The sequence below is a fragment of the Streptomyces sp. SLBN-31 genome (assembly GCF_006715395.1).
Lineage (GTDB): Bacteria > Actinomycetota > Actinomycetes > Streptomycetales > Streptomycetaceae > Streptomyces.
On the sequence record NZ_VFNC01000001.1, the window covers coordinates 2,621,734 to 2,636,797 of the forward strand.

At 71.8% G+C, this 15,064-nt stretch carries 15 protein-coding genes; 12 read left to right on the top strand and 3 right to left on the bottom strand.

The window, feature by feature from the left end; genetic code table 11:
* Positions 1-119 precede the first annotated feature (119 nt).
* Both FBY22_RS12010 and FBY22_RS12015 read left to right on the top strand, forming a co-directional pair.
* Positions 120-542 carry a YciI family protein gene (locus FBY22_RS12010; RefSeq protein WP_142144890.1) on the top strand — a complete coding sequence of 141 codons (423 nt, stop codon included), beginning with the start codon at positions 120-122 and terminating at the stop codon, positions 540-542.
* Entirely contained in the window at positions 535-1,677 is a 1,143-nt protein-coding gene (locus tag FBY22_RS12015; protein ID WP_142144892.1) for an RNA polymerase sigma factor, read from the top strand. Before FBY22_RS12010 ends, FBY22_RS12015 begins: the two co-directional genes overlap by 8 nt.
* Before the next feature lie 403 nt (positions 1,678-2,080).
* Here FBY22_RS12015 and FBY22_RS12020 read toward each other — a convergent pair whose 3' ends face one another.
* The gene (locus FBY22_RS12020; protein ID WP_142144894.1) at positions 2,081-2,782 is read right to left on the bottom strand and encodes a FadR/GntR family transcriptional regulator; all 702 of its coding nucleotides are present in this window, start codon (positions 2,780-2,782) and stop codon (positions 2,081-2,083) included.
* Positions 2,783-2,945: 163 nt separating this feature from the next.
* Here FBY22_RS12020 and FBY22_RS12025 point away from each other — a divergent pair, with 163 nt between their 5' ends.
* Genes FBY22_RS12025 through FBY22_RS12060 form a run of 8 tightly spaced genes read left to right on the top strand, consistent with a single transcriptional unit; the run spans position 2,946 to position 10,782 of the window.
* Positions 2,946-4,016, top strand: coding sequence for a sugar ABC transporter substrate-binding protein (locus tag FBY22_RS12025; protein WP_142144895.1), 1,071 nt, complete (start codon positions 2,946-2,948; stop codon positions 4,014-4,016).
* Positions 4,013-5,515, top strand: a complete 1,503-nt coding sequence (locus FBY22_RS12030) for a sugar ABC transporter ATP-binding protein (protein ID WP_142144897.1) — start codon at positions 4,013-4,015, stop codon at positions 5,513-5,515. Before FBY22_RS12025 ends, FBY22_RS12030 begins: the two co-directional genes overlap by 4 nt.
* Entirely contained in the window at positions 5,508-6,533 is a 1,026-nt protein-coding gene (locus tag FBY22_RS12035) for an ABC transporter permease (protein WP_142144899.1), read from the top strand. The genes FBY22_RS12030 and FBY22_RS12035 overlap by 8 nt, the downstream gene beginning before the upstream one ends.
* A gap of 32 nt (positions 6,534-6,565) precedes the next feature.
* Positions 6,566-7,906, top strand: coding sequence for an L-fuconate dehydratase (locus FBY22_RS12040; protein WP_142144901.1), 1,341 nt, complete (start codon positions 6,566-6,568; stop codon positions 7,904-7,906).
* On the top strand, positions 7,903-8,658 hold the full coding sequence (locus tag FBY22_RS12045) for an SDR family NAD(P)-dependent oxidoreductase (protein ID WP_142144903.1): 756 nt from the start codon (positions 7,903-7,905) through the stop codon (positions 8,656-8,658). Before FBY22_RS12040 ends, FBY22_RS12045 begins: the two co-directional genes overlap by 4 nt.
* The gene (locus FBY22_RS12050) at positions 8,655-9,641 is read left to right on the top strand and encodes an aldo/keto reductase (protein WP_142144905.1); all 987 of its coding nucleotides are present in this window, start codon (positions 8,655-8,657) and stop codon (positions 9,639-9,641) included. The genes FBY22_RS12045 and FBY22_RS12050 overlap by 4 nt, the downstream gene beginning before the upstream one ends.
* Positions 9,638-9,952 carry an L-rhamnose mutarotase gene (locus FBY22_RS12055; protein WP_142144907.1) on the top strand — a complete coding sequence of 105 codons (315 nt, stop codon included), beginning with the start codon at positions 9,638-9,640 and terminating at the stop codon, positions 9,950-9,952. Before FBY22_RS12050 ends, FBY22_RS12055 begins: the two co-directional genes overlap by 4 nt.
* Positions 9,949-10,782: an amidohydrolase gene (locus FBY22_RS12060; protein ID WP_142144909.1), complete on the top strand. Its 834-nt coding sequence runs from the start codon at positions 9,949-9,951 to the stop codon at positions 10,780-10,782. Before FBY22_RS12055 ends, FBY22_RS12060 begins: the two co-directional genes overlap by 4 nt.
* A gap of 56 nt (positions 10,783-10,838) precedes the next feature.
* Here FBY22_RS12060 and FBY22_RS44805 read toward each other — a convergent pair whose 3' ends face one another.
* A complete protein-coding gene (locus FBY22_RS44805; protein WP_260844799.1) occupies positions 10,839-11,048 on the bottom strand; it encodes a hypothetical protein in 210 nt (69 codons plus the stop codon).
* Between FBY22_RS44805 and FBY22_RS44810 the strand changes: the two genes are divergently transcribed.
* On the top strand, positions 11,047-11,385 hold the full coding sequence (locus FBY22_RS44810) for a hypothetical protein (protein WP_260844800.1): 339 nt from the start codon (positions 11,047-11,049) through the stop codon (positions 11,383-11,385). The two genes, FBY22_RS44805 and FBY22_RS44810, sit on opposite strands and share 2 nt — an antisense overlap.
* 10 nt (positions 11,386-11,395) lie before the next feature.
* On the opposite strand, the gene FBY22_RS12070 is transcribed toward FBY22_RS44810, so the two are convergent.
* Entirely contained in the window at positions 11,396-12,820 is a 1,425-nt protein-coding gene (locus FBY22_RS12070) for a lipase maturation factor family protein (protein WP_142147558.1), read from the bottom strand.
* 175 nt (positions 12,821-12,995) lie between these two features.
* On the opposite strand from FBY22_RS12070, the gene FBY22_RS12075 reads away from it, so the two are divergent.
* The gene (locus FBY22_RS12075; RefSeq protein WP_142144911.1) at positions 12,996-15,062 is read left to right on the top strand and encodes a SpoIIE family protein phosphatase; all 2,067 of its coding nucleotides are present in this window, start codon (positions 12,996-12,998) and stop codon (positions 15,060-15,062) included.
* Positions 15,063-15,064 lie beyond the last annotated feature (2 nt).

The following is a 15,064-nucleotide window of genomic DNA, read 5'->3' on the forward strand; positions in this document are numbered from 1 at the left end:
GGCCGCACATGCCCTGCCTGAAGAATTTCTCGGGCGGCGATGTCGAGAACGGCGGCCCTGCTCCGTCCCAGGGGTGAACGCGGCCACAATGGGTCGCACCAGGACCGAGGAGAACCCCGATGGCGAAGTACCTGCTGCTGAAGCACTACCGCGGCGCCCCGGCCCCGGTGAACGACGTCCCCATGGAACAGTGGACGCCTGAGGAGATCTCGGCGCACGTGCAGTACATGCGGGACTTCGCGGACCGGCTGGTGAAGAGCGGGGAGTACGTCGACGGGCAGGCACTCGCTCCCGAGGGGACCTGGGTGCGGTACGACGGTGAGGGGCGCCCGCCCGTGACCGACGGGCCGTTCGCCGAGACCAAGGACCTCATCGCCGGGTGGATGGTCATCGACGTCGACAGCCACGAGCGGGCCGTGGAGCTTGCGGGGGAGCTGTCGGCGGCGCCCGGGGCCGGGGGCAAGCCGATCCACGAGTGGCTGGAGCTGCGGCCCTTCCTCGCCGCGTCGCCCACCGTCACGGAGTGCCACCCCGGTGGATGAGGCACTGCTCAGAAGCCTCACCCCGAGCGTGCTCACCGTCCTCGTGCGCCGCGGAGCCGACTTCGCGGAGGCCGAGGACGCCGTACAGGACGCGCTCGTCGAGGCCGTCCGCGGCTGGCCCGCCGACCCGCCCCGGGACCCCAAGGGCTGGCTGGTGACCGTGGCCTGGCGGAAGTTCCTCGACCAGACCCGCTCGGACACCGCACGCCGCCGACGCGAGGACCGCGTCGAGGAGGAACCGGCTCCCGGCCCCGCGCCCGCCGTGGACGACACGCTCCAGCTGTACTTCCTGTGCGCCCACCCCTCGCTCACCCCGTCCTCCGCCGTGGCCCTCACCCTGCGCGCGGTCGGCGGACTCACCACCCGGCAGATCGCCCAGGCCTACCTGGTGCCCGAGGCGACCATGGCCCAGCGGATCAGCCGGGCCAAGCGGACCGTGGCCGGCGTGCGGTTCGACCAGCCCGGGGACGTCGCCACCGTGCTGCGCGTCCTCTACCTCGTCTTCAACGAGGGCTACTCCGGTGACGTCGACCTCGCCGCCGAGGCCATCCGGCTCACCCGGCAGCTCGCCGCCGCCGTCGACCACCCCGAGGTGTCCGGGCTGCTGGCCCTGATGCTGCTCCACCACGCCCGGCGCGCCGCCCGCACCGCGCCCGACGGCGGGCTGGTCCCGCTCGCCGAGCAGGACCGCGGCCGGTGGGACACGCGCCTGATCGCCGAGGGCATCGGGATCCTCCAGGCGGCCCTCGCCCGCGACCGGCTGGGCGAGTTCCAGGCGCAGGCCGCCATCGCCGCCCTCCACGCCGACGCGCCCACCGCCGCGGAGACCGACTGGGTGCAGATCGTCGAGTGGTACGACGAACTCGCGCGCCTGACCGACAGCCCCGTCGTCCGGCTCAACCGCGCGGTCGCCGTCGGCGAGGCGGACGGACCGCGCGCCGGCCTGGCCGCGCTCGCGCAGGTGGACTCCGCCGTGCCCCGGTACACCGCGGTGGCGGCCTACCTCCACGAACGCGACGGCGACCTGGCCACGGCGGCCCGCCTGTACGCCGAGGCGGCCCACAAGGCCCCGAACCTCGCCGAACGTGACCATCTGACCCGCCAGGCGTCCCGCCTCAACACCCACCGAGACTGACGTGGTGGTCGACATGTCGATGTAACGCCCAGCGCGGACGCCGCGCTGTGCGCCGCTCCCGCCACATCGGCCGACCGCCGGCGCGTTGGTCGACATGCCGCTCCGGCCGGACGCCGAGCACGATCTCGTCGGCGCCCTCCGCCGCGGCGGAGGGCGGGACGGAGCGACGCGATGTCGTGCCCGACTCCGGCACTCCACCGTCGGCGACTCCCGGCCGGGGGCACGGAGTCGTCGGCTGCGGGTGCTGCGCCGCCGGGGGTGGGCCCACCGGGGGTGGCGGCCGGCCCGTGGCATCGACGGGGGATCCGTCGGACGTCCGCTGCCGGAGCGGCCCCCCCCCGGCCGGCGGCCCGTCACCTCGTCAGGTTCGTCACCGCCCGGGCCACCGTACGAACCGCGCCTCTCAGCCGCCCAGTTGGGCGCGCAGCCACTCCTCCACCTCGCCCACGTGCGCGGCCGCCGCCGCCCGTGCCGCCTCCGGATCGCGGGACACCAGGGCGCGGTGGATCGCCGCGTGCTCCCGGCGGGTCCGTTCGAAGGCGCCCTCTTCCTGGTAGCCGCGCCAGACCCGGGCACGGAAGGTCCGGGACGACAGGCCGTCCAGGATGGCCGCCATGGTGTCGTTGCCGGCCGCCGCCGCGATCTCGCGGTGGAAGGCGAGGTCGTGGGCGAGGATCTCCTCGGGGTCGTCGGTGACGTTCATCGCCAGCAGATGCTTCTCCACCTCGGCCAGTTGGTCGGGCGTGATGCGGGCCGCCGCCAGCGCCGTCGCCGTCGACTCCAGGATGCGCCGCACCTCCAGCAGTTCCACCAGGCGCGGCCCCCGCGAGAGGTCGGCGACGACGCCGAAGGTCTCCAGCAGGTCGCCGGCCTCCAGCTGGGTGACGTAGATGCCGGAGCCGTGCCTCGCCTCCAGCACCCCCAGCACGGTCAGCGCCCGGATCGCCTCCCGCATCGAGCTGCGGGAGATGCCGAGCTGCACGGCGAGGTCGCGCTCGGTGGGCAGGCGCTGGCCCGGTTCCAGCCGGCCCTCCGCGATGAACGCCTTGATCTGCTCGATGGCGCGCTGCGTCACGGTGCCCTTCTGCGGGGCTGTCTCGTCCACGCCACTCCTCCACTCACCGGGTGCGCCGCAGTCTAACCGTCAAGGTGGTCGGACCACTACGGTCAGAATCCCGGAAATCTGCCGCTAGAGGGTGTTGTTTCGCGTGAGTGGTCTGATAAGTATGCGGGCATCTGCTCGAACACGCTCAACGAGGAGCCGCCAGATGCCCGTCAGGACAGTGGGGAAGCGGAACAGAATTCGGATCGTCGCAGCGGTCGCGGTCACCGCGAGCGCCTCGCTCGCGCTCGCGGCGTGCGGAAGCACCAAGGACACCGGCTCCGGTAGCACGGGAGGCGGCGGCACCGGCAAGGTCGGGGTGATCCTGCCCCTGCTGACCTCGCCGTTCTGGCAGTCCTACAACGACTACGTGCCGAAGATGGCCAAGTCCGAGGGTGTCGACGCGCTGAAGACGGTCAACTCCAACAGCGACCCCTCGCAGCAGATCACCGACATCGACAACCAGCTCAACCAGGGGGTCAAGGGCCTCGTCGTCGCCCCCCTGGACAGCGCCGCCATCGAGGCGGGCCTCAAGCAGGCCGAGCGCAAGGGCGTGCCGGTCGTCGCCGTCGACGTGGCACCCGACAAGGGCAAGGTCGCCATGGTCGTACGCGCCGACAACATCGCGTACGGCACCAAGGCCTGCGAGTACCTCGGAGCGCACATCACCAGCGGCAAGGTCGTGCAGATCATGGGCGATCTGGCCTCCGTCAACGGACGCGACCGCTCCGAGGCCTTCCGCTCCTGCGTGAAGAAGAAGTACCCCAAGCTGAAGGTCCTGGAAATCCCCGCCAAATGGGAGTCCGACGCGGCCGCCTCGAAGCTCGACACCCTCCTGAACGCCAACCCCGACATCAAGGGCATCTACATGCAGGCCGGCGGCGTCTACCTCGCGCCGACCCTGCAGACCCTGAAGTCGAAGAACATGCTCAAGGCGGCCGGCGGCAAGGGCCACATCGTGATCGTCTCCAACGACGGCATCCCGCAGGAGTACGAGGCCATCCGCAAGGGCCAGATCGACGCGACCGTCTCCCAGCCCGCCGACGCCTACGCCAAGTACGGCATGTACTACATCAGGGCGGCGATGCAGGGGAAGACCTTCCAGCCCGGCCCGACCGACCACGACTCCACGATCGTCAAGCTGCCCAGCGGCATCCTCGAGGACCAGCTACCCGCCCCGCTGGTCACCAAGGACAACGTCGACGACCCCAAGCTCTGGGGCAACACGGTCAAATGACGACGCCACTCGTCGAGGCCCGCGACATCGTCAAGCGCTACGGCCCCACCACCGCCCTCGCCGACGGCCGGCTCACCGTGCTGCCCGGCGAGTCCCACGCCCTCGTCGGCCGCAACGGCGCCGGCAAGTCGACCCTGGTCAACATCCTCACCGGACTCCAGGCACCCGACGAGGGCACCGTCCGCTTCGACGGCGCGGCGGCACCCTCGCTCGCCGACCGCGACGCCTGGCGCCGAAAGGTCGCCTGCGTCTACCAACACCCCACCGTCGTACCCGAGTTGACGGTCGCCGAGAACCTCTTCATCAACCGGCAGCCGGTCAGCCGCGGGTTCATCAGCTGGCGCCGCCTGAAGAACGAGGCGGCCGCCCTCCTCGGCACCTGGGACGTGCACGTCGACCCCGAGGCGCGCACGGCCGACCTCAAGGTCGAGGACCGCCAAATGGTCGAGATCGCGCGCGCGTTGAGCTTCGGCGCCCGGTTCATCGTCCTTGACGAGCCGACCGCCCAGCTCGACAACCGGGAGATCGAGCGGCTCTTCGAGCGCATGCGCGGCCTGCAGGGCTCCGGCGTCACCTTCCTGTTCATCTCGCACCACCTCCAGGAGGTCTACGAGGTCTGCCAGACCGTCACCGTGCTGCGCGACGCCCGCTGGATCACCACCGCGCCGGTCGCCGAACTGCCCAGGGCGGCACTGATCGAGGCCATGGCCGGCGAGAGCATCGAGGCGATCGCCGAACAGGCCGTGCACGAAAGGCTCGTCGACGACAGCGCGCCCGTCCTTCTGGATGCGCGGGGGCTCACCTCGGAGACGTACCAGGACATCGATCTGACCGTCCGGCGCGGTGAGGTCGTCGGGCTCGCCGGTTCCAGCGCCAGCGGCAAGATCGAGCTGGCGGAGGCCTTCGCCGGCCTGCGTGCCCCCACCGGCGGAACGGCACGGCTCGACGGCGAACCGCTGCCCTTCGGCTCCGTGCCGGCCGCCCTCGCCGCCGGCGTCGGCTGCGTCCCGCGTGACCGGCACGACCAGGGCCTGGTGCGTTCCATGTCCGTCGGCGACAACACCACCATGAGCGTCCTCGACCGGCTGGGCCGCTTCGGCTTCCTCGGCACCGACCGCAGACGCGGCTTCGCCGCCGAGCTGATCGACCGCCTCGACATCCACACCGAGGGCCCCGAGCAGCCGGTCTCCGACCTGTCCGGCGGCAACGCGCAGAAGGTCGTCATGGCCCGCGCCCTCGCTTCCGACCCCCGGCTGCTGGTCCTCATCAACCCCACCGCCGGGGTCGACGTGAAGTCCAAGGAGTCCCTGCTGGCCCGCGTGGACAGCGCCCGTGAGGACGGCACCGCCGTCCTGGTCGTCTCCGACGAACTCGACGACCTGCGGCGCTGCGACCGCGTCCTCGTCCTTTTCCACGGCCGTGTCGTCGCCGAGCATCCGGCGGGCTGGCGCGACCACGAGCTGATCGCCTCCATCGAAGGAGTGGACCACCATGGCTGACACCAAGGCTCCGCCGGTGAAGCCGGTGAGTGTGCCCGACGCCCAGTCGGCGCGGGCCGTACTGCTGCGGCGGGCACGTGAACTCGCTTTGCTGCCAGCCCTGTTGGCGGTCCTGGTGATCGGAGCCTTCGTCAACGACTCGTTCCTCACCAAGAACAACCTCATCTCCATCGCGGCGTCGTCGGCGTCCCTGGCGATGGTGGTCCTCGCGGAGGCCCTCGTCCTCATCACCGGCAAGTTCGACCTCTCCCTGGAATCAGTGGTCGGCATCGCACCGGCGATCGGCGCACTGCTCGTGCTGCCGGCGGCCAGTGCGGGCTGGGGTGTCGAGCTGCCCACCTGGCTGGCGATGCTGGCCGTCCTGGTGGTGGGTGGCGCGGTCGGCCTCTTCAACGGCTTCCTCGTGGTGAAGCTGCGGCTCAACGCGTTCATCGTCACGCTCGCGATGCTGATCATCCTGCGTGGCGTGCTGGTCGGCGCCACGAAGGGCAAGACGCTCTTCGACATGCCGGACGCCTTCTTCGCGATCCACACCACCACGTTCCTCCAGGTGCCGATCTCGGTGTGGGTGGCCGCCGCGGGCTTCGCCGTCGCGGGCGCCGTGCTCCGCTACCACCGGGTCGGGCGCGCCCTGTACGCCATCGGCGGCAACGCCGAGGCGGCCCGGGCGGCCGGAATCCGGGTGGACCGCGTGATGCTCGGCGTGTACGTGAGCGCGGGAGTGCTCGCCGCGGTGGGCGGCATCATGAAGACCGGCTACGTCGGGGCGATCAACGCCAACCAGGGCCAGAACATGATCTTCACCGTGTTCGCCGCGGCGGTGATCGGCGGGATCAGCCTCGACGGCGGCAAGGGCACCATGTTCGGCGCCCTGACCGGCGTGCTGCTGCTGGGCACCGTCGACAACCTGCTGACCCAGGCGCAGGTCCAGCCGTACTGGATTCAGGCTATTTATGGCGGAATCATCCTGCTCGCCCTCCTGATCGCCCGTCTCACCACCGGCCGCGCCCAGGACTGACCCCGCCCCAGCCCCCGAACGAAAGGCCCTCCGTGTCCCCGACGCCCGCCCGCATCACCGCGGTCGACACCCACGACATCAGGTTCCCCACCTCGCGCGAGCTCGACGGCTCCGACGCGATGAACCCGGACCCCGACTACTCGGCCGCCTACCTCGTGCTGCGCACCGACGCCGAGGACGGCCTGGAGGGGCACGGGTTCACCTTCACCATCGGGCGGGGCAACGAGGTGCAGGTCGCCGCGATCCACGCGCTCCGCCACCACGTGGTGGGACGGCCCGTGGACGAGGTGTGCGCCGATCCTGGAGTGGTGTACCGGGACCTGATCGGGGACAGTCAGCTGCGCTGGCTCGGCCCCGAGAAGGGCGTGATGCACATGGCGATCGGCGCGGTCGTCAACGCCGTGTGGGACCTGGCCGCCAAGCGCGCCGACAAGCCGCTGTGGCGGCTGCTCGCCGAGTCCGAACCCGAGTGGCTGGTGGGGCAGATCGACTTCCGGTACCTGACCGACGCGCTCACGCCCCAGGAGGCGCTGGACATCCTGCGCCGGGGCCGCGCCGGAGCCGGGGAGCGCACGGCCCGCCTGCTGGAGCGCGGCTACCCCGCCTACACGACCTCCGCCGGCTGGCTCGGCTACAGCGACGAGAAACTCACCCGGCTCGCCTCCCAGGCGGTCGCCGACGGCTTCACGCAGATCAAGCTGAAGGTCGGCGCCGATCTCGACGACGACATCCGCCGCTGCCGGGTCGCCCGCTCGGTCGTCGGCCCGGATGTCCGCATGGCGATCGACGCCAACCAGCGCTGGGACATCGCCGAGGCCATCCGCTGGACCAAGGCCCTCGCCGAGTTCGACCCGTACTGGATCGAGGAGCCCACCAGCCCCGACGACGTCCTCGGGCACGCCGCCGTCCGCGAGGCCGTCGCCCCCGTCAAGGTCGCCACCGGCGAACACGTCCAGAACCGCGTCGTGTTCAAGCAGCTGCTGCAGGCCGGCGCCCTGGACGTCGTCCAGATCGACGCGGCCCGCGTCGGCGGCGTCAACGAGAACCTCGCGATCCTGCTGCTCGCCGCGAAGTTCGGCGTACCGGTCTGTCCGCACGCGGGCGGCGTCGGCCTGTGCGAACTCGTCCAGCACCTGTCGATGTTCGACTACGTAGCCGTCACCGGCACCACCGAGGACCGGGTCATCGAGTACGTCGACCACCTGCACGACCACTTCCTCGATCCCGTGGTGATCCGCGAGGGTCACTACCGGGCCCCCACCGCGCCGGGCTTCTCCGCCGCCATGCGCCAGGAGTCCATCGCGCGGTACACCTTCCCCGGCGGCACCTTCTGGGCCGCCGACCTCGACGAGAAGAAGGGACGGGCGGCATGACCGACTTCGCGGGGCTGAAGGCCCTCGTGACGGGCGGAGCCTCCGGAATCGGACGGGCCACGGCCGACCTCCTCGCCGCCCGCGGCGCCCAGGTCGCCGTCCTCGACCTCGATCCCTCGACAGTGGAGAAGCCGCTGCTGGGCTTCCGGGCCGACGTCGCCGACGACACGTCCGTACGAGAAGCGGTCGCGGCCGCCGTCGCCGAACTCGGCGGCCTCGACGTACTGGTGAACAACGCGGGCATCGGCGCGCAGGGCACCGTCGAGGACAACGACGACGACGAGTGGCACCGGGTCCTCGACGTCAACGTGGTCGGCATGGTGCGCGTGGCCCGCGCGGCCCTGCCGCACCTGCGCGAGTCACGGCACGCGGCGATCGTCAACACCTGCTCCGTCGCGGCCACGGCCGGCCTCCCGCAGCGCGCGCTCTACAGCGCCACCAAGGGCGCCGTGTACTCCCTCACCCTCGCCATGGCCGCCGACCACGTCCGCGAGGGCATCCGCGTCAACTGCGTCAACCCCGGTACGGCGGACACCCCGTGGATCGGCCGCCTGCTGGACGGGGCCCCCGACCCGGCCGCCGAACGCGCCGCCCTGGAAGCCCGCCAGCCCACCGGCCGGCTCGTCTCGGCGGACGAGGTCGCCGGTGCCATCGCCTACTTGGCGAGCCCGCTGTCCGGGGCCACCACCGGCACCTCGCTCGCCGTCGACGGCGGCATGCAGGGCCTGCGCCTGAGGCCGGCGGGCCGGTGAACCGCCTCGGCGACAGCCCCGTCCAGGTCAGCGAACTCGCCTTCGGCGGGGCGGTGATCGGCAACCTGTACACCGAGGTGAGCGAGGAACAGGCGTACGAGGCCGTGTCCGCCGCCTGGGCGGAGGGCATCCGCTACTTCGACACCGCCCCGCACTACGGCCTCGGCCTGTCCGAGCGCCGCCTCGGCGCCGCGCTGCGGGAGCACCCACGCGCGGACTACACGATCTCCACCAAGGTCGGCCGCCGCCTTGAGCCGTCGGACGAGGGCGGCGACGACCTGGCGAACGGCTTCGCCGTACCCGCCACGCACCGCCGCGTGTGGGACTTCAGCGCCGACGGCGTACGACGCACCCTGGAGGCCGCTCTGGAACGGCTCGGCCTCGACCGGGCCGACGTCGTCTACCTCCACGACCCCGACGACCACGCCGAGCAGGCCTTCCGGGAGGGCTACCCGGCGCTGGAGAGACTCCGCTCCGAGGGCGTCGTCGGCGCGATCGGCGCCGGCATGAACCAGGCCGAGATGCTCACCCGTTTCGTCCGAGACACCGACGTCGACGTCGTCCTGTGCGCGGGCCGCTACACCCTCCTCGACCAGCGGGCGCTGGCCGAGCTGCTGCCGGCGGCCGAGGAACGCGGCACGTCGGTGGTGATCGGTGGCGCCTTCAACTCCGGTCTGCTGGCCGACCCGAAGCCGGATGCGACGTACAACTACGCCACCGCATCCGGTGAGTTGCTGGATCGCGCCCTGCGCCTGAAGGCGGTCGCCGAACGGCACGGCAGCACCCTGCGGGCCGCGGCCCTGGCGTTCTGCGCGGCGCATCCGGCGGTCGCGAGCGTGCTCGTCGGGGCTCGCTCGGCGGACGAAGTACGGGACGCCGCACGGCAGTTCGCCGCGAAAGTGCCCTCGGGTCTGTGGCAGGAGCTGCGCGCGGAGCGGCTCCTGCCGGCCGAGGCCCCCGTCCCCGCCGAGGAGCCGTCATGAGAGTCGCCCTGCACACCAAGGTCCGCGCGGACCGCGTCACGGAGTACGAGGCCGCCCACCGCGAGGTCCCCGAGGAGCTCACGGCCGCCATCCGCGCGGCGGGCGCCACGTCCTGGACCATCTGGCGCAGCGGCACCGATCTCTTCCATCTGCTGGAGTGCGAGGACTACGCCCGCCTCATCGCGGAGCTGGAGCAGCTGCCGGTCAACGTCGCGTGGCAGGCCCGTATGGCGGAGTTGCTGGACGTGGTGCACGACTACTCCGACGAGGGCGCGGACGCGGGCCTGCCCGTGGTCTGGGAGCTGCCATGACGGTCGACGCCCACCACCACGTGTGGGACCTGTCGGTCCGCGACCAGGACTGGATTCCCCACCACAGTCCGATACGACGGAACTTCACGGTCGCCGACCTCGCACCCGAGGCCCGCGCGGCCGGCGTCGACCGTACCGTCCTGGTCCAGACGGTCACCGTGGCCGAGGAGACCCCGGAGTTCCTGGCCCTGGCCGACGCACACGACCTCGTCGCCGGCGTCGTCGGCTGGACCGACCTCACCCGCCCCGACATCGCCGACGAACTCGCCCGTCTGCGCGCCCTCCCCGGTGGCGCACACCTCAAGGGCATCCGCCACCAGGTCCAGGGCGAGCCGGACCCCGGTTGGCTGCTGCGCCCCGACGTACTGCGCGGCCTGACCTCGGTCGCCGAGGCCGGCCTGGCCTATGACCTGGTGGTGCTGCCCCGGCAGCTCCCGGCCTGCGCGAAGGCGGCCGCGTACCTCCCCCAACTCACCTTCGTCCTTGACCACTTGGGCAAGCCGCCCATCGCCTCCGGTGCCGTCGACCCCTGGGCGACGGACCTGCGGAACCTGGCCGCCCTCCCCAACACGGTCGCCAAGCTCTCCGGGCTGGTCACCGAGGCCGACCCCGCCACCTGGACGCCCGACGACCTCCGTCCGTACGCCGAAACGGCCCTGGAGGCCTTCGGCCCCGACCGCCTGATGTTCGGCTCGGACTGGCCCGTGTGCACCCTCGCCGCGACCTACGGCGAAACCGTGGAAACGGCGCAGCGCCTGATCGCCGGCCTCAGCGAGTCCGAGCGGACGCGGATCCTGAAGGACACGGCGACCCGCGTCTACCGGCTATGACCCGATCGACCCGCCGGGAAGCGTCGGACCCAGGCGGCCGAGCGGTGAGAGGCCCATCAGGACCGGCGACAGGAGCATGCCGGCTCCCCGGCGAGCTGCGCGGCGCGCTGGACATGGACCGCGTCGGCATGTTCGGCCAGTCGGCGGGCGGCTTCACCGTGCTGCAGGCGATGCACGACGACCCGCGCGTCGCGGCGGCCGCCGACCTCGACGGCGTCCTGGCGTACCGCCGACGGCCAGGACCGGCCCTTCCTGCTGATGGGCATGGACGGCAACGACCTCGAAGCCGTGCCGTCCTGGAACGCGCTGTGGCGGCACAGCCGTGGCTGGCACCGGGGCCTGACCCTGCGGGGCGCGGCACACGCGACGTACACCGACGCGGAGGCGCTGGTCCCGCAGATCGCCCACCGGCTGGGCCTGCCCCGCAGGACGGTCGTGGCGAACATCGGCGCCATCCCGCCGAGGCGCGCCATAGGTGCCGAACGGGCCTGTCTCGCCGCCTCCTTCGACCGCTGGCTGCGGGGCCGGGACGACGGTGGCCTGCTGGACGGGACGTCGGGCCGGTTCCCGGAGATGCGTATGTTCCCCCAACGGCGCGCCTGACGAGCTCCGTTCAGGAGCGCTGCGCCACCCCCGCCAACCGCGTCGGCGGCAAGTACTGGCGGACGTACGTCCGTTCCCAGCACGCGCCCGTCTCCCGCAGCTCGCGCCAGCTCGTGTACCGGTAGCGGAACAGCCGGGCCCGTACGAAGCGCGGCGGCTCGTCCGGCGGGAACGGGGAGCGGCGCAGCAGCCGCAGTGTGTCGCGGTCGTTCTCCAGCAGCCGTTCCACCAGCCCGCCGAACCAGGGGTCGGCATAGGCGGGGGAGAGCGCCGCGAACCACATCAGCCAGTCCAGGCGGAGGTGGTACGGCGCGAACTGGCGCGGCCAGCGCCGGGGATCGCCCGGCTTGCCCTTGAACTCGTACTCCCGCCAGTCGGAGTCCTCGCGGGGCGCGGCGTCGGCGGTGCCCTCGATCACCACCTCGTACCTGACCCGGCTGACGCTGCCGAACGCCCCGTAGGTGTTCACCAGATGCAGCGGGTCGAAGGAGCGGTTCATGATCTGGCGGCGGGAGACCATGTTGGCGACCGGACGGTAGCTGAGCGCGACGAGCAGGACGGCGATCGCCGACACCAGGACCTCGTACCAGAGCGGTGCGGCCGGCACGGACGCCGGGGCGTCGGACGGGAGCGCGAGCGCGGACGCCGCCAGCACGATGGTGATCCAGTTCAGCCAGGAGAAGTTGCCCGACAGCACCAGCCAGAGCTGGGTGACGATCATCAGGGACGCGGCGGCCGTCGCGACCGGCTGGGGGGCGAACAGCAGGACGGGCACGACGAGCTGGGTGACGTGGTTCGCGGCCACCTCGACCCGGTGCGCGGGCGCCGGCAGACGGTGGAAGAACCAGCTGAGCGGGCCCGGCATCGGCTGCGTCTCGTGGTGGAAGTCGAGGCAGGTCAGCTTTCGCCAGCACGCGTCCCCGCGCATCTTGATCAGTCCCGCGCCGAACTCGACGCGGAAGAGGACCCAGCGCAGCAGGAAGAGCACGACGATCGGTGGGGCCACCTCGTCGTTGCCGAGGAAGACGGCGAGGAAGCCGACCTCCAGGAGCAGCGACTCCCAGCCGAACGCGTACCAGGTCTGGCCGACGTTGACGATCGACAGGTAGAGCAGCCAGGGCACCAGCCACAGCAACATCCCTCCCCACAAGGGGAGTCGGGAGTCGAGGCCCGCGGCCAGCGCGGCGGCGACCGCGCAGCCCGTCCAGGCGCAGGCCGCGAAGAACCGGTCGGAGTAGTGGAGTCGGAAGAGGCTGGGGGCACGCCGGAAGGGCACCCGGGCGGTGAAGCGGGGGACCGGCAGCATGCCCCTCTCGCCGATGAGCGGCCGAAACTGCAGGGCCGCCGAGAGAAACGCCACGAGGTACACGCCGGCCAGAGCCCGCTGGAAGACCAGCCGGCTCGTCCAGTACTCGGGTGCGGTGAACCAGTCCACGACCGTGCGCTCCTCGACTCCAGTGTCGCGCCGGAACCTCAAGTCACGCTCCGTGTAACCAGCCTCCGCCTGCGTAACCCGAGTGGTGATCGCGACCCGCTCCCAGAGCAAAATATGAAGAAAGCGTCCTGTCGTCCCGGTCGAAGAATCGGTCAAACCCTGGCAAGGTGGCCCCATGGTTGATCGGGGAGCGAGCGCCCTGTCACTCCCGGACGACTGGCCCGCCCACCCGGCTCCGATCCTGGCGCTCAACCGCATGGGCAGCTTCGACTGGGACCTGGACACCGGCCTGTTCCACATGGACGCCCAGGCCCACGAGGTCTTCGACATGCGCCCCGACGAGTTCGACGGCCACCCCGAGAACCTCTCCGTCCGGGTCCCGCCCGCCGAGGCCTACCGTCTCGACGCCCTGGTCGCCCAGGCCATGAAGGACGGCAGCGAGAACTACGGCGCCTACTTCCGCCTCCGCCGCCGCGACGGCAGCCTGCGCTGGACCCACACCCAGGGCTACATCCGGCGCGACGGGACGGGCCGCCCGCGCCGCATCATCGGCATCGTCCGCGACGCCACCCCGGAACTCGCCGAACTCGCCGCCCACGAGGAGCGGACCGCACAGGAGGAGGTCCGGCGCGACCAGACCAGGGTCGTCCAGCTCATCACGGCCGCCCTGGCCCACGCCCGCACCGTGCAGGACGTCATCGACGTCCTCAAGGACACCCAGGGCCTCACCCACCTCGGCGCCACCAGCCTGGTCATGGGCCTGGTGGAGGCCGGCCGCATCCGGCTGATCGCCGAGGGCCCCGAAGGCAGCTTCGTGCCCGGCACCCTCGTCACCCGGATCGACGAGCCCTACCCGATGAGCGAGGTCGTACGGACCCTCACGCCCCGCTTCATCGAGTCGCCGGAGGAGTTCGCCAAGGGCTACCCCATCCTGTGGCCGCACATCACCGACCTGGACATCACCGCGGCCGCCTACCTCCCGCTGATCGTGCAGGCCCGCCCGATCGGCGCCATGGGCCTGCTCTACAGCGACCGGCGCGGCTTCTCGCCCGACGAGCGCGACGTCCTGCTCGCACTGGGCAGCAGCATCGCGCAGAGTCTGCAGCGGGCCACCTTCTACGAACAGGAGAAGGACCTCGCCACCGGTCTCCAGCAGGCCATGCTGCCGCGCACCATCCCCAGCGTCCGCGGCGCCGACGTCGCCGTCCGCTACCGCTCGGCCTCCCTCGGCCGGGACATCGGCGGCGACTGGTACGACCTCATCCCGCTGCCCGGCGGCCGGGTCGGAGCCGTCATCGGCGACGTCCAGGGCCACGACACGCACGCGGCCGCCGTCATGGGCCAGCTGCGCATCGTGCTGCGCGCCTACGCGGCCGAGGGCCACACCCCGGCCACCGTCATGGCCCGCGCCTCGGTCTTCCTCCACGAACTCGACACCGACCGCTTCGCGACCTGCCTGTACGCCGAGGCCGACCTGTCGACCGGAGTCGTCCAGGTGGTCCGGGCCGGCCACATCGACCCACTGATCCGCGACGAGGACGGCGGCTGCCACCGCATCCCGGTCCCGGGCGGCCTCCCGCTCGGCCTGTCCGCCGAGTTCGGCAGCCTCGAATACCCCGTCGGAACCATCGAACTGGACCCCGGTCACACCCTGATGCTGTGCACCGACGGCCTGGTCGAACAGCCCGGCGCAGACCTCGACGACGGCATGCGGACCCTCACCGCCCTCATCGCCGCCGGCCCGGACGACGTACGCGACCTCGCGGACTGCCTCATCGACGTCGCCGAGGAACGCGGTGGCGAGGACGACGTCGCCCTGCTCCTGCTGCGCCGCCGCGGCCTGGACGCCCCCCGCTCCGGCGGCCGGCTCCAGCAGCACGTGGCACCCGGCGACCCCGAGGCCCTCCACGAGGCCCGCCACATGATCCGGGCCGCGGTCCGCGCATGGGGAGCGAAGGACCGTGCCGACGAGATCGAACTGGTCGCCGACGAGCTGATCACCAACGCGCTCATGCACACCGAGGGCTCCGCGATCCTCACCCTGAGGGTGCTCACCGGCAGCGACCGGCGGCTGCGCGTGGAGGTGGAGGACTCCTCCAGCGCCCTGCCGCGCCGCCGTGAGGCGGGGGAGTCGGGCGTCTCGGGCCGGGGCCTGCTCCTGGTCGACCTGCTCACCAACGTGTGGGGTGTGGAGGCGCGGGGCGGCGGCAAGTGCGTGTGGTGCGAGTTCCTGATGCCGTGACC